Origin of the sequence: Bradyrhizobium sp. KB893862 SZCCT0404 (assembly GCF_018130885.1) — a bacterium.
GTDB lineage: Bacteria > Pseudomonadota > Alphaproteobacteria > Rhizobiales > Xanthobacteraceae > Bradyrhizobium > Bradyrhizobium stylosanthis.
Window position 1 is genome coordinate 655,555 of record NZ_JAFCLT010000002.1, and the last position, 15,210, is coordinate 670,764.

General features: G+C 64.5%; 22 protein-coding genes. 9 read left to right on the forward strand and 13 right to left on the reverse strand.

The genetic code is table 11. The features are described from left to right. The first annotated feature begins 19 nt into the window (after positions 1-19). Together JQ617_RS11925 and JQ617_RS11930 are read left to right on the forward strand one after the other, a co-directional pair. Complete coding sequence (locus JQ617_RS11925) at positions 20-283, forward strand: hypothetical protein (protein WP_212026464.1); 264 nt, start codon at positions 20-22, stop codon at positions 281-283. A gap of 289 nt (positions 284-572) precedes the next feature. Further along, positions 573-1,019, forward strand: coding sequence for a hypothetical protein (locus JQ617_RS11930; RefSeq protein ID WP_212026465.1), 447 nt, complete (start codon positions 573-575; stop codon positions 1,017-1,019). Between the two features lie 494 nt (positions 1,020-1,513). Here the strand turns inward: JQ617_RS11930 and JQ617_RS11935 are convergent, their stop codons facing one another. Continuing rightward, positions 1,514-1,786 (reverse strand): hypothetical protein, encoded by a 273-nt coding sequence (locus tag JQ617_RS11935; RefSeq protein WP_249156957.1) that lies wholly within the window; start codon positions 1,784-1,786, stop codon positions 1,514-1,516. A 218-nt stretch (positions 1,787-2,004) separates the two neighbouring features. Between JQ617_RS11935 and JQ617_RS11940 the strand changes: the two genes are divergently transcribed. Both JQ617_RS11940 and JQ617_RS11945 read left to right on the forward strand, forming a co-directional pair. Then, positions 2,005-2,685, forward strand: a complete 681-nt coding sequence (locus JQ617_RS11940) for a potassium channel family protein (RefSeq protein WP_249156958.1) — start codon at positions 2,005-2,007, stop codon at positions 2,683-2,685. 184 nt (positions 2,686-2,869) lie between these two features. Beyond that, a complete protein-coding gene (locus JQ617_RS11945; RefSeq protein WP_212026468.1) occupies positions 2,870-3,553 on the forward strand; it encodes a helix-turn-helix domain-containing protein in 684 nt (227 codons plus the stop codon). 98 nt (positions 3,554-3,651) lie between these two features. Here the strand turns inward: JQ617_RS11945 and JQ617_RS11950 are convergent, their stop codons facing one another. Then, positions 3,652-4,410, reverse strand: coding sequence for an outer membrane protein (locus tag JQ617_RS11950; RefSeq protein ID WP_212026469.1), 759 nt, complete (start codon positions 4,408-4,410; stop codon positions 3,652-3,654). A gap of 160 nt (positions 4,411-4,570) precedes the next feature. Continuing rightward, positions 4,571-5,032 carry a hypothetical protein gene (locus JQ617_RS40455; protein ID WP_502754874.1) on the reverse strand — a complete coding sequence of 154 codons (462 nt, stop codon included), beginning with the start codon at positions 5,030-5,032 and terminating at the stop codon, positions 4,571-4,573. Positions 5,033-5,101: 69 nt separating this feature from the next. Here JQ617_RS40455 and JQ617_RS11960 point away from each other — a divergent pair, with 69 nt between their 5' ends. Next, positions 5,102-5,389, forward strand: a complete 288-nt coding sequence (locus JQ617_RS11960; protein ID WP_212026470.1) for a hypothetical protein — start codon at positions 5,102-5,104, stop codon at positions 5,387-5,389. A gap of 137 nt (positions 5,390-5,526) precedes the next feature. On the opposite strand, the gene JQ617_RS11965 is transcribed toward JQ617_RS11960, so the two are convergent. The 6 genes from JQ617_RS11965 to JQ617_RS11990 form a co-directional block, all read right to left on the reverse strand. Then, positions 5,527-6,012: a YkgB family protein gene (locus tag JQ617_RS11965; protein ID WP_212026471.1), complete on the reverse strand. Its 486-nt coding sequence runs from the start codon at positions 6,010-6,012 to the stop codon at positions 5,527-5,529. A gap of 154 nt (positions 6,013-6,166) precedes the next feature. Then, on the reverse strand, positions 6,167-6,484 hold the full coding sequence (locus tag JQ617_RS11970; protein WP_212026472.1) for a hypothetical protein: 318 nt from the start codon (positions 6,482-6,484) through the stop codon (positions 6,167-6,169). 24 nt (positions 6,485-6,508) lie between these two features. Next, positions 6,509-6,979, reverse strand: coding sequence for a DUF302 domain-containing protein (locus JQ617_RS11975; RefSeq protein WP_212026473.1), 471 nt, complete (start codon positions 6,977-6,979; stop codon positions 6,509-6,511). A gap of 7 nt (positions 6,980-6,986) precedes the next feature. Beyond that, positions 6,987-7,535 carry a c-type cytochrome gene (locus JQ617_RS11980; RefSeq protein ID WP_212026474.1) on the reverse strand — a complete coding sequence of 183 codons (549 nt, stop codon included), beginning with the start codon at positions 7,533-7,535 and terminating at the stop codon, positions 6,987-6,989. Beyond that, the gene (gene soxC / locus JQ617_RS11985) at positions 7,522-8,790 is read right to left on the reverse strand and encodes a sulfite dehydrogenase (protein ID WP_212026475.1); all 1,269 of its coding nucleotides are present in this window, start codon (positions 8,788-8,790) and stop codon (positions 7,522-7,524) included. The genes JQ617_RS11980 and soxC overlap by 14 nt, the downstream gene beginning before the upstream one ends. A gap of 138 nt (positions 8,791-8,928) precedes the next feature. After that, positions 8,929-9,267: a carboxymuconolactone decarboxylase family protein gene (locus JQ617_RS11990; RefSeq protein ID WP_212026476.1), complete on the reverse strand. Its 339-nt coding sequence runs from the start codon at positions 9,265-9,267 to the stop codon at positions 8,929-8,931. 96 nt (positions 9,268-9,363) lie between these two features. Between JQ617_RS11990 and JQ617_RS11995 the strand changes: the two genes are divergently transcribed. Continuing rightward, positions 9,364-10,299, forward strand: a complete 936-nt coding sequence (locus JQ617_RS11995) for an AraC family transcriptional regulator (protein ID WP_212026477.1) — start codon at positions 9,364-9,366, stop codon at positions 10,297-10,299. Between the two features lie 80 nt (positions 10,300-10,379). Then, positions 10,380-10,877: a GNAT family N-acetyltransferase gene (locus JQ617_RS12000; RefSeq protein WP_212026478.1), complete on the forward strand. Its 498-nt coding sequence runs from the start codon at positions 10,380-10,382 to the stop codon at positions 10,875-10,877. 13 nt (positions 10,878-10,890) lie between these two features. Here JQ617_RS12000 and JQ617_RS12005 read toward each other — a convergent pair whose 3' ends face one another. Next, the gene (locus tag JQ617_RS12005) at positions 10,891-11,262 is read right to left on the reverse strand and encodes a cupin domain-containing protein (RefSeq protein WP_212026479.1); all 372 of its coding nucleotides are present in this window, start codon (positions 11,260-11,262) and stop codon (positions 10,891-10,893) included. 65 nt (positions 11,263-11,327) lie between these two features. Further along, positions 11,328-11,942, reverse strand: a complete 615-nt coding sequence (locus JQ617_RS12010) for a TetR/AcrR family transcriptional regulator (protein ID WP_249156959.1) — start codon at positions 11,940-11,942, stop codon at positions 11,328-11,330. Positions 11,943-12,039: 97 nt separating this feature from the next. Here JQ617_RS12010 and JQ617_RS12015 point away from each other — a divergent pair, with 97 nt between their 5' ends. Together JQ617_RS12015 and JQ617_RS12020 are read left to right on the forward strand one after the other, a co-directional pair. Then, the gene (locus JQ617_RS12015; protein ID WP_212026480.1) at positions 12,040-12,777 is read left to right on the forward strand and encodes an SDR family oxidoreductase; all 738 of its coding nucleotides are present in this window, start codon (positions 12,040-12,042) and stop codon (positions 12,775-12,777) included. Positions 12,778-12,977: 200 nt separating this feature from the next. Further along, positions 12,978-13,211 carry a hypothetical protein gene (locus JQ617_RS12020; RefSeq protein WP_212026481.1) on the forward strand — a complete coding sequence of 78 codons (234 nt, stop codon included), beginning with the start codon at positions 12,978-12,980 and terminating at the stop codon, positions 13,209-13,211. Between the two features lie 82 nt (positions 13,212-13,293). Here JQ617_RS12020 and JQ617_RS12025 read toward each other — a convergent pair whose 3' ends face one another. Continuing rightward, positions 13,294-14,484, reverse strand: a complete 1,191-nt coding sequence (locus JQ617_RS12025; RefSeq protein ID WP_212026482.1) for an MEDS domain-containing protein — start codon at positions 14,482-14,484, stop codon at positions 13,294-13,296. A gap of 469 nt (positions 14,485-14,953) precedes the next feature. Continuing rightward, the gene (locus JQ617_RS12030; RefSeq protein ID WP_063689140.1) at positions 14,954-15,196 is read right to left on the reverse strand and encodes a hypothetical protein; all 243 of its coding nucleotides are present in this window, start codon (positions 15,194-15,196) and stop codon (positions 14,954-14,956) included. Between the last annotated feature and the right edge of the window lie 14 nt (positions 15,197-15,210).

Here is a 15,210-nt window from a genome sequence, read left to right on the forward strand (position 1 = left end):
AAAAACCGGGAGGATCATCATGAATCCGAAGAAGCACTTTTCGATCAAGTCCCTGACTGTTTCGGGAATTGCCGCCAGCGCCCTGCTGGGACTTGCGGGCGTCACGCTCAGCCCGGCACCGGCCGGCGCGGTCGTGTATTGCCAGTACGTCGACTATCCCACCGGCTGCGTTGCAAGAGCGGGCGTCGTGCTGAGGCCCCGTCCCGTCGCCCGCGCCGCGGTGCGCCACAATGCCGGCGGCAACGCCAACGGCGGCGTCAATCGCATTGGTGCGGGACGCTGAAACCCCGGCTCGCGGGTGACGCGCCTTGCCGTCACCCGGCGTGACCTGTGTTGTAGTCCTGCTCGGAAGCTGCGCGCCAGCGTGCACGTGGCTTCTGACCGGCCCCAGCGTGCCGCTGCACCGTCGGGCAAAACAGATGCACCATGCCACCTGCGAAGAATTGTCGGGACCGGCGATCGCGATCTCTTCGCGCGCTTGATTTGAATCAAGCTGTCTCGCGCAGCACATCGCAGACTGGCGCAACGTCGTCGCAAACTGGGCCCATTGTGGGGGGCACGGAGCGACCGAGATGCCGCTGTTGGCATATTTCTGGAAGGTCGGCGCAGCGTTGCTGACGATCCTCTTCGCTGCGGACTTTTGTCTGCCCAAGGCGGTCGTCACCGAGAGGATGACCGCGGAGCGGCCGGCCATACGCATTCACTCCGATCGAAAATGGCCCGAGCGCGTGGTCCTCGACACCACCTTGCCGGTGATCGTGGCCGCATCTGCGCCGTCGATGACGGCGCCTGCTCCTCTCGCCCCCGCAGAGGCACCGGTCGTCCCGGCGACGCCCCCCGCGCTTGCCAATGCACTTGCGATGGCGCGCCCTGAGTCACCGCCGCGCGACGCCGTCGAGCACAAGCGGCCTCGGAAGTCGCAACACGTTGCGGCGCGATCAAGACGGCACACGACCCCGCAGATGCTCCTGGCGGCACGGCAACCGCAGTTCGGGTGGTTCGGTTACCGGTACTGGTGATCGCAGGTCCATGGGATCACGAGGCAGCTCAAGCAGCGTTCGGTCACGCCCGGCGATGCCGGCGTCCTGCAATGATCCGGACGCCGATCCGCACGGCATCTATTCGTACAAGGCGCAAACGCCTCCCTGCCAGCGCAGGCATCGACGCACGGCCCGACGGGTCTGGCGGACCGTGGTCCTGGCGACGCATACGCCGTTGATCCGTGTTCGTCCCGGTCCGCACGCCGCGGCGACCGGGGTGATCATGCCGTCGGGCTGAACGAGCGGCGCGGGCGTCATGCCTTGCGCCGGCGTTCCGACCAACAGAGCGAAAATCACAACAGCAAGCCACCTCATCATCGTGCACCTCCCTTTGTCGAAGGAACAACTGACTGTCGGCAAGCCCTGCCGAACGCCCGCCCCGGCCCGGTCTGCACCGAAGCGTGAGTGCGCGTACGGCGGAAAAGGCGACAGCCGAAGGGAGGCGGCGCGAAGCCGCCTCCGGTCTCGCACCCTTATTGGCAAACGTACATGATGCCGTCGCCGCCCTTGACGAGCGTGCCCGGCGTGCAGGCGATACCGTTGCGCACGGCGTAGTCGGTCCAGCCGCTATAGCCGTACGTCCACGGGCCACCGTAGTAATAGGCACGCACCGCGTACCAGGGCAGGCCGGTCTGGTCTGCGATGTAACCACCGCGATAGAGCGGCCCGACATAGATGCGATCCCTGGCTTCGGCGCCGCTGATCGAAAGCGACAGTTGGCCCTGCTCGGACCAACCCAATGACATCGAGGCTGCGCACGCGAACGCGGCAGCTGCCACAGTAAGTCGTTTTGCGTTCATATTCGCCTCCGTAAGCTGGTGAAATCCAGCACCCGAGCATCGGAAGCGCTCGAACGGCCGTGTTGCGCTAGATCAAGCCGAGGCGCGTCCTCTCGCCGCCACATCCGTTGCATCGCGCCGCACGCGAGCGGGGCGACGACCCGACACATAGGGGGCAGATGGCGATGAAGGAACAGCTCCGATTGAGTCTCAACGATTGGCTACTCACGTTGTTGACGATCCTTCTCATTCTAATCGTATTCGTCCTAGCGCCCCTGCAGGCCGGCGGACTGTTCGTTCTTCACGCGGGCGCGATCACCATCCTGCTGGCGGTCATGGCAGGCATGGCGATGATCTCGAAGAGCAAAACCGCGATCCTCATGATGACGCTGTCGCTCCTCGTCAACATCGGCGTCTTCCTGGAACGCTATTACTATTCGTGGCCCTACAATCTGCACCTGCTGGCCGCGGCCTGGCTGGTGATCGCGGCAACCCTTGGTGTCGTGGTCACGAGAGCAGTGTTCGGCCCGGGCTACGTCACCTACCACCGGATCGTCGGTGCCGTGCTGGTGTACCTGCTGATCGCTGTCGGATTTGCCTGCATATTCACGTTCCTGGGACTATCGATCGACGGCGCGTTCAAGGGCATCGAGTTCGAGGATGACCGCTCGCTTGCCAGCAAGGTCTTCTACCTGAGCTTCGCCACGCTCACGACCACCGGCTATGGCGACATCGTACCGGTCCATCCCTGGGCGAGAAGTCTCTGCAACGCAGAAGCCGTGATCGGACAGCTCTATCCCGCGACGCTTCTTGCAAGACTCGTGACGCTCGAGCTCGGCGAGCAGAAGCGGCACGTCGACGGATGACGCGCTGCCAAAGGCAGCATTGTCCTGTCCGATGGTACAATGAACCATAGGACGATAGTCACCGGTTCTGCGCAGGAACAAGCTCGACACCCGCAAAGGATTTCGAGCGGCGCGACACCGCCCCCGGTGTCACATGCGCTGTGGCTGACATACCCGATCGTCAACTGGTTGAGGAGTTGGTCCCATGCTGATGCACCAGACCTCGGCGTCGCTTCCCCGTCCCCATTCGCTCGAAGAATTCGGAATGGTCGCGGCCTCGAATCCGATGATCAGCCTGAGCGAGTTCACCTACAGGCGCGGCAGCGAGATCTACGGCGAGAAAGAGCCCGTCGAATATGTCTACCAGGTCAAGTCGGGCACGGTACGAAGCTACAAGCTTTTGTCCGACGGACGCCGGCAGATCGGCGCGTTTCACGTCCCCGGCGACATCTTCGGGCTGGAGAACGGCAGCCTCCACCGCTTCACGACGGAAGCCGTCGTGGACACGACCGTGCGTCTCATCAGGCGGGAGACCCTCGACACCGCCGCCGAGGCCGACGGTACCTTGATCAGGAGTTTGCTCTGCATGGCGACGACGAATCTTCGGCATGCGGAAGACCACATGCTCCTGCTCGGGCGCAAGACGTCGATGGAGCGGGTTGCCGCTTTCCTGATCGAGATGGACAAGCGGCTCACCGCTACAAGCATCCTCGCATTGCCGATGACCCGCCGCGACATCGCCGATTATCTCGGCCTCACGATCGAGACGGTCTCGCGGTCGCTGTCCTCTCTCCGCGAGCTCGGCATCCTCCGCTTCATCGACAACAACCAGCGCCACATCGTCATCACGGACAGGCAGCAACTCGCCGCATTCGACCGGCAGAATTGACATCAACGACGCCGGAGATCCTCTCGCTTGTTCGGCGGCGTCCCACGAAAAAGGCCCCGGGCGATGCCGGGGCCTGACTTCTTCGGAAAGACTTCAGGTCAGTAGCGGGCCGTGACCGGCGCACCGTAACCGCCAAAGCGGTAGTTCAACCGAAGCGTGACCATGTCCACGTCCTGGGTGACGCCGCTGCCGGTGAGCGTGAAGCCACCGGGCGTGACCACGCCTGCGAAGCCGGAACTGTCGCGGCCCATCCAGAGATGGTCATACTCGACGCCGAACGACCAGTTCGGCGTGAAGCCGTATTCCCAGCCCACGCCCAGCGCGCCGCCCCAGCGCGTGTGCCCCGCAGAGGCGAGGCCGACGCCGGTGATGTTGTTGAAGATGTCGAAGCGATTGCGCGTCACTGCGGCGCCGCCCTTCACGTAGAACAGCGAAGCGTTCCACGCCCAGCCAAGCTGGGCCGTGAGCAGTCCGATGCCGTCGATCTTGCCCGTGGTCGAGATCGCCGGATCGATCAGGCTGACGCGCGTCCTCTTGATCTCGGCCCAGTCGCCCTGGCCTTCCAGACCGAACACGAATTGATTGGTCTGCCAGCGATACCCGATCTGTCCACCGACCATGCCTCCAGAGCGATCGGCGCACCCGGCCGCGAGTGCCCCGGCGGGGGTTATGAAATCCACGCAGCCATGGCTCTGCCCCCAGCCGCCGTTGGCGCCGATGTAGAATCCGGTCCAGTTGTAGACCGCTGCCACCGGAATGGGTGGCGGCGCTGCCTTGACAGCCATATCGGCAGCCATGGCCGGAGCCGCCATGCTGAGTGCCGCGAAGCCGATCGCAGCTATTGAAAGCTTTCTCATTGTCTCGTCCCCTTTTCTCAAATCTCTTTTCATAACCTGAGCCTTATGCTGGCTGGCGTGCATAAGTGCTGCGAACATCCTGGAGTTTACGCGCGAGGGGACTTTCGGCCCGTACCAAAATGGCAACACCCAAGCGTCATCGCTGCGCACGGTAACGTGCTTACTCGTTGTCCACGGCTCCGGACGGTGAGGTTCCGTCTGGTTCGTCGGCAAGCCAGGCATGGATGCCGGTGGACGGGATGAGCCGCCTGGGCAGGTGGGGATTGATCGTACCGGCAAAGACTGCGAGCCCCTCGTCGAGCTTGGCGCGCGCAAACAGCTTGGCTTCATGCTCGGTCGCGAACGTCCTGGTCTCGCGCGGGCTGCGCGCCCTCAGAAGCAGGCCCCGTTTTCGAACTTCAAAGGTGACGTACCAAGTCGGGATCATTGCTCGCGCCAACACATCGCCATCCGGCCGATTTGCCGTTGTGACGCCACCGAGACCGCCGCGCTTGACCCAGATCAAATCGAACACCTCGTCGGATTGGCGCGCGAGGGTCGTGGGGATGCGGACAGGCAGCGGTGGAACACGGAGCGGGGGCATCGCGCGCTGATCGCACTCCACGCAAAGATTCGACTGCATTGATTTTGGTCAAGGGTCGAGCCCGTCGGCCTGACAGCTTGCTGATCGTCCTGCAAACGGAGAGAGCACATGACTGGACATGCCAAGCTGATCGGATTGTTCGTCACCGCCGCGCTGTTCACGGCAGCGCCCCTGTCGCTCCGCACCTCGCCGGTGGAGGGGCTCGCCGTATCCGTCGACACCGCCGAGGCTCGCGTCGGGCGGCCCCTGACGCCGATGAGCGTCGCGGGCGTCAACCGCCGGGTGCATCGGCGGGCGTATTACGGCGCAGCAGCGGCGGGAGCTGCGGCCTATGGAGCTTACGGCTACGGCTATCGCCGGGCCTGCGGATACGCCCCCTATCCGCCCTGCTATTGAGACGCACGCGACCGCATCGACGATCGAGCCAAATCGGGCGGGAGGCGGCCTGAGCCGCCTCCCGCATCGGCACGCGTGGGTATGACGGCACCGTCGGCCTTCAACGCCTCGTGCTCGAGCGGAGCACGGTCCGGCACTCAGCCGGTGCGCAGCCGGACAACCGATCGAGGCAGCGAGGCGAGAAACAACACGGTGCAAACACACAGCAGGACGACGTCCTTGAACAGGAACTCGCCGGCCAGATTCCACGCCATCGGATCGGATGAAAGGCTCCATGTGACGACGCCGGGCGTCGTGAAGAAGAACGACCACGTGATCGCGAAAGTCACAATACCCATGAGCGAACCGAGCGCCGACAAGATCGGACTGAACGCTCCGGCCGCGAGCAACGCCGCAATCACGAATTCGGCGATGCCGAGGAAATAGGCCTCGCCCCGTAGACCGAACGCCGACAGCCAGGAGATGAACGGACTGTTGGTGATGAACTGCGCGATTCCCTGCGCCGATTGCAGCGTGAACTTCTGCATCCCGAACGACACGAATATGATCACCATGACCCAGCGGAGAATGGCGAGCGGCCGATATGAACCGCCGCCGCTCTCCGCGACGTTGAACCCCTGCATGTGACGATGTCTCCCCGGCTTGCGCGTTCGTTGTTGTGCGAACGAGACGTTCGCTACGAGGCTGTACGCCGGGACGACTTGCCTCGTTACCTGCGGCCGGAGTTCCGCCGATCACGGATGCGTGCGATGCGCGGCTCCGTAACGGGCGCCGCTTTCAGCGCGGACCGCCCTGCCCTTCTTTCGTCTCGCCCTCCGGCTCCCGGATCAGCACCGCGGGTTCGTCATAGCCTGCGCGACTGCTGTAGAAGACCAGCGCCATCAGGCCGATGCCGACGATCAGCGAGAACACGACACCGAGCACCAGCGCGACATAGCCGGACTCCGGCACGTCGTGATCCGTGCTGAACCAACCGAGATAGCCGAGCGCGACGGCACCGGCGAGCATCGCGCACAGCACCGCGATCACCAGCCATCTGGCGAGCTTGCCGTCCTGCGGCGGGGTCGAGACCGATTGGTCGTCAGTGCTGTTCATGGGGAGCCCCTGCAATCGTCACGCTTACGGTGCCGTGGCCTTGGCCGCGATCGCATGCAGGGCACCGCTCAGGGCGGCGACGACGGCCTTGCCCGGCTCGCCAACACCATGACGCCCGGCAAGATAGGCCGGATCGTTGTAGGACAGCCAGGTCATCCCCGCCTCGTCCTGCCACACCAGAGCTTTCAGCGGCAGGTCGATGCCGATGGTCTGCACCTGCTGCATCAGCGGCGTGCCGCCCTTGGCATTGCCGAAGATGATGAGATCCGTCGGCCGCAAATTCATGCCGACGGCCGCGGCGCCCGCGGCATGATCGACATGAGCGAACACGGTGAGACCCTTGGCCTTCACTTCGGCCTCGAGCCGCTTCATTGTGTCTTCGGGCCCGAAGCTGCTCTTGATGGTGATGAGTCCGTCTGTGGCCATTGCCTGTGTCTCCCATGCGCATATCGCCACGATCAGAGCGAGGGTCTTGATCAGTGCCGAGAACCTCATCGCCCGCTCACTTCTTGCGGAACAGTTTTGCCGGATCGAATTCCGCCTCCGGAATGAACCCGTCGCGGTTGGGCATCCTGATCTTCGGCAAGCTGTCCCGGTCGACCTTGCCGTCGGCGGGAACGATGCCGTTGAGACTGAGGATGTAGGCGGTCAAGGCATAGGTCTCGTCGGTGCTGAGCGAGCCCGGCGTCGGGTATGGCATCGCGCGACGGATATAGTCGAACAGGGTCGTCGCATAGGGCCAGAAGCTGCCGACGGTCTTGACCGGCATGTTCGACGCAAGCGTGCCCTGTCCGCCGGCGAGACGATCCTTGATGCCGCCGACGCCGTTGTCGCCGTGGCAGGCCGCGCAATTGTCGGCGAAGATCTGCTTGCCTTGCACGGCCGTGCCGCTGCCGTCAGGCAGGCCCTTGCCGTCGGGACCGACGTCGATGTCCCATAGCTTGATGTCCTGCGGCGTCGCCGGACGTCCGAAATCGAGCGCCAGCGCCGGCGCGGCGAGCAGGCCGAGAGCGAGCACTCCTGCCAAAAGCAGCTTGTCATGCGAGGACATTGCGAACCCTCCCGGCCTCGTCGATGCTCCAGGTCTGCTGGGCGTTGTAGTGAAACAGCGCGTTGGTCCCCATCGCGGCGATGAAGGACTGCCGGTCCGGCTGAATGTTGCCCTTCTCGTCGGTCGAGCGGCTCACGATCTTGGTGGGCTTGCCGTCCCAGACCCAATCCATCTGGAAGCGAACCTGCGCCTTCGACAGCACGGGAAGGCTCAATTGCGCCTGCTTCCACGACTTCGCGCCGTCGGTGGAGATTTCGACTTTCGCGATCTTGCCATGGCCGCTCCAGGCAAGGCCGGAGATGCGATTGTAGCCGGGCTGGATCTGCATCATGCCCGAGGGCTGGGTGATGACGGAGTTGGTTTCCATTCGGAGCTGGAATTGCCGCGCCTTGCCGTCCGCCAGCAGCTGCGTGTAACGCGCCGTCTCCCAGCGCGTCATCCAGGGCGCGTTGCCGAACTTGAGGCGGCGGAGCCACTTGATGTTGAGGTTGCCCTCGAAGCCCGGCATCAGCAGCCGCATCGGAAAGCCGTGCGCGGGCCGCAGCGGCTCGCCGTTCTGTCCGTAGGCGACGAAGGCTTCGTTCACGATCTCGTCGGTGAGCGGAATGCTGCGATCGACACCGGCGCCGTCGCCGCCCTCGGCCAGCATCCAGTTCGCGCCCTTGTCCCTGGCGACGAGGTCGATCAGGAATTTCAGCGGCACGCCGGTCCACTCATTCGTGCTGACGAGGCCGTGCGTGTTCTGCACGGTCACATCGGGATCGGCCTTCTTCCAGTTCTCCCAGCCATTGCCGGTGCATTCGATGAACACCACGCGCGTGACCGATGGCATCCGCTTGAGGTCCTCGACGCTGAACACCAGCGGCTTCGAGACCATGCCGTGGATCAGCAGCCGGTGCTGCGCCGGATCGATATCGGGCACGCCGGAATGGCTGCGCTCGTAATGCAAATCGGTCGGCGTGATGTTGCCGACCAGCTTCTGATGCGGCGTCTTGGAGTTGATGGCAACGCCGGGATCGACATTGCGCTTGCCCGGCGTCGCCTCGGGGATGCGATCGAGCTTGGCGAAGCGCGAGCGTTCGCTGTGCGCGCTGAGATCGGCGCCGGGTCCACGATCGGGGACGTCGGCCAGCGTTTCGGCACTGGCCTCGGTCGCGGCCGCACCCAGAATTCCGGCCGAGAGGCCTCCCACGAAGCCCCGGCGCGATAATTTCTCAGGCCTTGGCAATAGATCGATTGGTGCCTTGGTCGTCATATCATCTCCCGTCGATATCGTGCCTTTTGAAAAATCGCGGCAACGTCCATGCCGCGACATTGATCGAACGCCGCGCAGATTGCTTGTTAGGTTGTGTTAGAAGGAATGAGCACCGGCGCGCTCACTCCCGAGACCGCTTCAAGCTTCCTTGAACGCCTCGTGCGCACGGGTCGCGTAAACCAGCGCAGCCCCTGCATTGACCGAGATCGCGGCGCCGAGCGCCTCGGCGACCTCGGCTTCGGTCGCGCCGTGCTTCTTCGCTTCGGCGGCATGGACCGTGATACAGCCGTCGCACCGCAAGCTGATGGCAGCTCCCAGCGCGATCAACTCGCGCGTCTTGGCATCGAGGTGGCCGGTCTTCGCGCCTGCACCACTGAGAGTCGCGTAGCCCTTCACCGTCTCCGGCGCCAGCTTTCCGATTGCGCCGACGCCGGCGACAACCTGGCGGCGGTAGTTGTTCCAGTCGAGCATTGACATGGCACTCTCCTTGTCTTGATGAGATTGATCTAGAAGCGCTTGCGGTTGCTTGGTATGGCCGGGCGGCTCGCAATCATGTCCGGGCGGATCAAGGGAATGTCGGGGGTGGAAGCCGGGGAATTGTTGAAGGCGATCGTGCCGCTGCTGAGAATCCGGCCGGTGATCGAGGATTCCTGCAAATTCGGCGGCAGCTGGCAGTCGCTCCACGCGCCGAACGGCCGCGGATGGGCGCAATTCCACATGGTCACGCGCGGCTCCTGCGTGGTCGAGAGGCCCGGCCTGGGCTCGCAGCGCCTCGAGGCCGGCGACATCCTGCTCCTGCCGCATGGCGACAGCCATCTGCTGCGCAGCCGGACCGGCGGCGGCCTCGCGCAGATCTCGAGCGAGGTGCGAAACGGCGTGCGGCAGCGCAGCACGGTCGATGCCCGCGTCGACACCGAACTTCTCTGCGGCCGCTTCCTGTTCGAGACCGCGGAGGAGAACCCGCTGATCGCGGTGCTTCCCGATGAGGTCGTTCTTCACACGGAAGGACAGCCGGTGCTGGAGAGATTTCGGCGCCTGCTGATCGACATTCGCGACGAGCTGGACGCAGGACGGGCCGGATCCGAGATGGTGGCGGCCGACCTTGCACGCGCGCTGTTCGTCATGATGCTCCGGGACCATCTGACCGAGGCGGCCCCCACCGACGGCACGGTGTCGCTGTTGCAGGACCGCACCACGGCGCGGGTCGTGCTGGCATTGCTCGACGATCTCTCCCGCGACTGGACGCTCGACGAGATGGCGGCTGTCGCAATCTGCTCCCGCGCGAGCCTGGTGCGCGCCTTTCGCAAGGTCGCGGGGACCGCGCCGATGACATTTCTGTCCGATCTGCGGTTGACGACTGCGCGCAAACGGCTGGCCGGCACATCCGATTCCATCGCGAAGATCGCGAGTGAGGTCGGCTATGCGTCCGAGGGAGCCTTGAGCAAGGCCATCATGCGCAAATACGGCGTACGGCCCGGCGCGCTGAGGATGGCGGAGAACGGGCCATAGCAGCGGCCCGAGCTGCGGCGCCGCACGAAAAGTCGTCCCGGCATGGTGACGCGCGGCTTCGAAAGAGGCTATCTGACGTTATGGAGCACTTCAGCACAGATCGACTGAGCGCCGAAAGGCTGCACGAAAGTCACCTCGCCGACCTCGTCGCGCTGCATCTCGATGCCGAGGTGTCGCGCTATCTCGGCGGCGTGCGCTCGGCGGACGTGACCAAGACCTATCTCGACGTCAACATGGCCCATTGGGACCGACACGGCTTCGGGCTGTGGGCGCTGCGAACGAAAGACGGCGCGTTCGCCGGACGCGCGGGCCTTCGCCACATCCTGGTGGACGACGTCGACGAGGTCGAGATCGCCTACGCGTTCAGGCGCGGCGCCTGGGGCCTGGGATTTGCAAGCGAGATCGCCACCGCGATGACCGAGATCGGGCTTTCGCACCTCCAACTGCCCTCGCTGATCGGCCTGGTGTTTGCCGAGAACATTGCATCGCGCCGCGTGCTGGAGAAGTCGGACTACCTGCTCGAGCGGAGCATGGTCCGCCACGGCCATGACGCCGTGATCTACCGCATCCGCCGGTGAGAGCCCGGCAACCTCACGGCTCCAGCGTGTAGGCGCGCCCGGGTTCGAGCACGTAGATGGTCAGGAAGCGGAGCGGATGCTCCGGGTCGCAATTGCGAAACAGGGTGTGCGGAACATCCGCCCGGTCCTGCAAAGTCTCGCCGGCCCGGTATCGCCGCGGTTCGTCGCTGCCATAGGCGGATTCGGCAACGCCTTCCACGATGTAGATCGCGCCGGCGACGGGATGAAGGTGAAGTGGAGCCGTGCCGCCCGGGGGATAGGTGACCTCGACGACCATGAGCTCCTTGTCACCACCGGGCAATGGCAGCCGTTCGAGAACCTTGCGCGTGACGCCGGCAAACCCGGCCCGCTGGGCGCCAACCCGGCCGTCATTCGATTGATTCATGGGGCACCTGTCTCGTCGGGACCTGACCTGCAGACCTGACCCGCAGACTTGACCTGCAGACTTGGCTATTTTTTGGCCCCGCCCGGCCACGCCGCCATGGCCGCTTTCGCCGCGCCTCTCAACTCCGCCGCCGTCGCACCGTCCTTGGCCTGGATGGCCATGCCCTGGATGACGCTGAGATAGAACCGGCCCAGCGCCTCGACGTCGACTGCGTTGGACAATTCGCCATTGGCGATCGCGGCGTCCAGCCGTGCTCGCAAGCTGTCCAGCAGGTCGAGCCTCACCTTTCTGACCGCCCGCGTGATGGCGGCCGGCCATTCGTCACTGACGGCCCCCAGCGCCACCATGCAGCCCGCAGGCGACGTGCGTGACTTCGGCAGCGCCTCGGCCATGCCGATCAGCAGATTCTCCACGCCGGCGCGTGCGGTGGCACCGTCCCCGAGCTTGTCCCAGACCGCCTGCCCCTCGGTCGCGACGTAATGCTCGAAAGCGGCGAGATAAAGCGCCTCCTTGCTCTCGAAGGCGGCATAGAGGCTGGGCGAGCGGACGCCCATGGCATCGCAGAGGTCGTGCATCGACGCTGCCTCGAAGCCCTTGCGCCAGAACAGGAACATGGCGGCTTCGAGTGCTGCGTCCCGGTCAAATTCCCGCGGCCGGCCTGCCATCGCGTGTTGCCCCATCGTGCACTTCTGTAATGATCAACACATAATTGACTTGACCGTTCCCTTCAAGGCCACACATATTCTGTGTCGATCGTTACAGAATTGGAGAGAGCAAATGACACTGCAAGGAAAACGGGCCCTGGTGACGGGCGCCAGCAGAGGTATCGGCGCAGCCATCGCGAAGGCGCTGGCCGCGGAAGGCGCCGATGTCGCGATCACTTACGAGAAGTCGGCAGACAGCGCTGCGAAGGTCGTCGACGCCATCAGGGCCGGCGGACGCAAGGCCGTGGCGATCCAGGCCGACAGCGCCGATGTCGCCGCCGTTCAGGCCTCGGTCGCCAAGACCGTCGCGGAGCTGGGCGGACTCGACATCCTGGTCAACAACGCCGGAATTCTCCGCCTGGGCGGCCTCAACGACATCGCGCTCGCCGACATCGACGCGCTGCTGAACGTCAACGTCCGATCCCCGATCGTCGCGAGCAAGGCCGCGCTGCCGCATCTCGGCATGGGCGGCCGCATCATCACCGTCGGCAGCTATTTCGCCGACCGCGTGCCTTCGCCGGTGCTCGGCATGTATGCGGCATCGAAATCGGCGCTGACAGCTTTTACCAAGGCCCTGGCCCGCGAGCTCGGCCCCAGGGACGTCACCGTCAATCTGGTGCAGCCGGGCTCGATCGACACCGACATGAACCCGGCGCACGGACCGACCGCGGAGACGTTGAAGCAGTTCATGGCGCTCGGCCGATACGGCGCGACGGACGACATCGCGAGCGCAGTTGCGTTCCTGGCGAGCGCAAAGGCCAAATACATCACGGGCACGACATTGACCGTGGATGGCGGCGCCAACGCGTAAGCATGCGTGACGCGCCGTGCCCGGCGGCAATGCGCGCATCGACAACGCCCCGTCCCGGGACGCGGCGTTGTCGATTGCGGGGATCCACGGTTTCCTGCAGCGAACCTGAACAGACATTCAAGAAAGTTTCGTCCCTGTTCCTGCAACGGGTCGTGGCGGCGGCCGTTGACCCCGCGACGATGCAAACCAAGGAGGAACAGATGAGGAAGCTCACTTACGCTCTTGCGGCGGCAGCGACGCTCGCAATCGGTGCCCCCACCATCGCCAACGCGGCCGGCTTCGGTGTCTATGTCGGCGGCGACAGAGACTATTATGACGGCCCGCGCGCGCGGATCTACGAGCATGACCGCGGCTGGCATCGTGGCTGGTACCATCACGACCGCGACTACGACCGTGGCGTCGTGATCCGCCGCTATCACCATTGGGACGATTAGTGCGAGCAGCACGGTCGAACAGGCGAGGCCCCGCTTCGGCGGGGCCTTTTGCCGTCTTTCGTGTCGAAGCGCTGGGCAACCGCTACAGCGGCAGCCGGATCCGTGCCTTCAGTCCGTCGGGCTCGAAATTCAGCTCGACGCGGGCATCGAGTTGATGCGGAAGCAGCCGCTTCAGCAGCTGCGTGCCGAAGCCCGTCCGGGCGGGCTCGACGATGAAGCGCAGATCGCGCTCGCTCCACTCGAACTGGAGGTCGCCACCGGTGCGATACCAGTCGACCTCCAGTCGTCCGCCACGCGCGGACAGCGCGCCGTGCTTCACCGCATTGGTGGTCAGTTCGTGGATCGCCATGCCGAACGACACCGCCACCTGCGCCGGCAGATCGACGTCCGGGCCTGCAACCAGAAGACGGCCATCGTCGCGGTCGGCGTAGATCGACAATTCGTTCTCGACGAGCTGGCGCAACGGCACCTGGCCCTGCGCGCCGTCGGTAAGGAGGGAATGCGTCCTGGACAACGCGGCGATACGGCCGGTGAAGGATTTCTCGAACTCCTCAAGCGTGCCGGCGCGCCTGACCGTGAAGCCCGCCAGCGCCTGAACGGTCGCGAGATTGTTCTTGATGCGGTGCTCGAGTTCGCGGACCAGAACGGACAGATGCCGCTCGCTCTCATTGAGTCTTGCGGTCTCGTCGCGACCGGTCGCCTGGGCGGACCAGCCATTGCCCTCGCAAGCAACCGTGAAGTCGTGGCGGCAAACCACGTCGAGCACCTCCTGCGGCCCGCAACGGTCGAGACAATAGCTGCACATCGAGATCATCCGGCGGCCCTTGAGCCCGCGTGTGACACGCGCCTCGTAGTCCTGGAAATCCGCCCATTGGCCGGGTTCGACCCAGCCGATATTGCCGTTGGTCCGAAAGCCGCTGTAGCCGTCGGCGCGGGCCTGCGCTTCGCTGCGGAGAAGTCCTTCGACGATCTGCACGCCGTCGATGCGGCTTCCCGCCGCGTACCAGGTGCGCACGTCGTGAATCTCGATCTGCTTTAACAGCTCGCGCCGGTCGAAATCGCCGACCGCCGACCGCAGCGCGCTGCGGGCATCATCGGCGCCAAACGGGTCCATCGCGACGAGCAGGCAACGCTCGCCATTCTCCAGCCCGGCCTTGAAGTACGGCACGAGCGTCTCGCGCAATTGGTCGCCGCTGCCGAAGAACTGGCACAGATGCGTGCCCCAGGGCAGCTGGTCGATCCCCGCAAGGCCGGTAGGCGCATGATCAGACATCGTCTCTCTCCCGGATTCCCGATCGCATCGACGCGGAATCCAGGTTGAATCCAATCTCTGGGAGCGGCCGCGTCTGCGTCACTGGTCCGCGCGGAGCGCAGAGGCTATCCCCGTGGTTTGGCGGGCTTTCGCGGTTCCGTATGTTCACTTCTGAACGTTGCGGCGTTCAGACACATCATGTCAGGCTTGCAGGGAACACGAGCCGCGTTGGGCTGACGTTCATCCGCGACGATGTGCGCCGGATGAAGTCGTCGCCTGGTTCGAGCGCGGAAGAATTCGGGGTGAGTGCGCCAACCTGCGGAGCGAGGACGGCGCTCGGTATTCCGTCATTGCGAACGAAGCGAAGCGATCCAGACTTTCTCGTGGAAACCGTCTGGATTGCTTCGTCGCAAGGGCTCCTCGCAATGACGATGGGAAGGCAACAACGCAGCCCGGATGGCGCGCAAGGCGATCCTGGCCGCGACGCTTCTTACCTGAAATAGCCGAGCACGAGATCGACGTCCGCGCTACGGGCCACCGTGCCGTTCAGCTCGGCATCGATGACGCGGCGGCAGGCTTCGATCGCGGCGTGGTCACCAAGGTCGTTGGCGGCTTCGAGCACGAGCCAGGCGGCGTCGACCGAGGCCTTGTCGGGCGCTCCGCCGTCGGGATCGACGGCAACAGGCTTGTTGAGGCTCTTCTTGCGAACGGCGGTGCCGAATTGAGGCAACATTGCAAATACTCCCC

Coding starts and splice junctions, on each gene's coding strand:
- JQ617_RS11925 (WP_212026464.1), top strand. CDS start 20: ATGAATCCGAAGAAGCACTTTTCGATCAAGTCCCTGACTGTTTCGGGA.
- JQ617_RS11930 (WP_212026465.1), top strand. CDS start 573: ATGCCGCTGTTGGCATATTTCTGGAAGGTCGGCGCAGCGTTGCTGACG.
- JQ617_RS11935 (WP_249156957.1), bottom strand. CDS start 1,786: ATGTCATTGGGTTGGTCCGAGCAGGGCCAACTGTCGCTTTCGATCAGC.
- JQ617_RS11940 (WP_249156958.1), top strand. CDS start 2,005: ATGAAGGAACAGCTCCGATTGAGTCTCAACGATTGGCTACTCACGTTG.
- JQ617_RS11945 (WP_212026468.1), top strand. CDS start 2,870: ATGCTGATGCACCAGACCTCGGCGTCGCTTCCCCGTCCCCATTCGCTC.
- JQ617_RS11950 (WP_212026469.1), bottom strand. CDS start 4,410: ATGAGAAAGCTTTCAATAGCTGCGATCGGCTTCGCGGCACTCAGCATG.
- JQ617_RS40455 (WP_502754874.1), bottom strand. CDS start 5,032: ATGCAGTCGAATCTTTGCGTGGAGTGCGATCAGCGCGCGATGCCCCCG.
- JQ617_RS11960 (WP_212026470.1), top strand. CDS start 5,102: ATGACTGGACATGCCAAGCTGATCGGATTGTTCGTCACCGCCGCGCTG.
- JQ617_RS11965 (WP_212026471.1), bottom strand. CDS start 6,012: ATGCAGGGGTTCAACGTCGCGGAGAGCGGCGGCGGTTCATATCGGCCG.
- JQ617_RS11970 (WP_212026472.1), bottom strand. CDS start 6,484: ATGAACAGCACTGACGACCAATCGGTCTCGACCCCGCCGCAGGACGGC.
- JQ617_RS11975 (WP_212026473.1), bottom strand. CDS start 6,979: ATGAGGTTCTCGGCACTGATCAAGACCCTCGCTCTGATCGTGGCGATA.
- JQ617_RS11980 (WP_212026474.1), bottom strand. CDS start 7,535: ATGTCCTCGCATGACAAGCTGCTTTTGGCAGGAGTGCTCGCTCTCGGC.
- soxC (WP_212026475.1), bottom strand. CDS start 8,790: ATGACGACCAAGGCACCAATCGATCTATTGCCAAGGCCTGAGAAATTA.
- JQ617_RS11990 (WP_212026476.1), bottom strand. CDS start 9,267: ATGTCAATGCTCGACTGGAACAACTACCGCCGCCAGGTTGTCGCCGGC.
- JQ617_RS11995 (WP_212026477.1), top strand. CDS start 9,364: ATGTCGGGGGTGGAAGCCGGGGAATTGTTGAAGGCGATCGTGCCGCTG.
- JQ617_RS12000 (WP_212026478.1), top strand. CDS start 10,380: ATGGAGCACTTCAGCACAGATCGACTGAGCGCCGAAAGGCTGCACGAA.
- JQ617_RS12005 (WP_212026479.1), bottom strand. CDS start 11,262: ATGAATCAATCGAATGACGGCCGGGTTGGCGCCCAGCGGGCCGGGTTT.
- JQ617_RS12010 (WP_249156959.1), bottom strand. CDS start 11,942: ATGGGGCAACACGCGATGGCAGGCCGGCCGCGGGAATTTGACCGGGAC.
- JQ617_RS12015 (WP_212026480.1), top strand. CDS start 12,040: ATGACACTGCAAGGAAAACGGGCCCTGGTGACGGGCGCCAGCAGAGGT.
- JQ617_RS12020 (WP_212026481.1), top strand. CDS start 12,978: ATGAGGAAGCTCACTTACGCTCTTGCGGCGGCAGCGACGCTCGCAATC.
- JQ617_RS12025 (WP_212026482.1), bottom strand. CDS start 14,484: ATGTCTGATCATGCGCCTACCGGCCTTGCGGGGATCGACCAGCTGCCC.
- JQ617_RS12030 (WP_063689140.1), bottom strand. CDS start 15,196: ATGTTGCCTCAATTCGGCACCGCCGTTCGCAAGAAGAGCCTCAACAAG.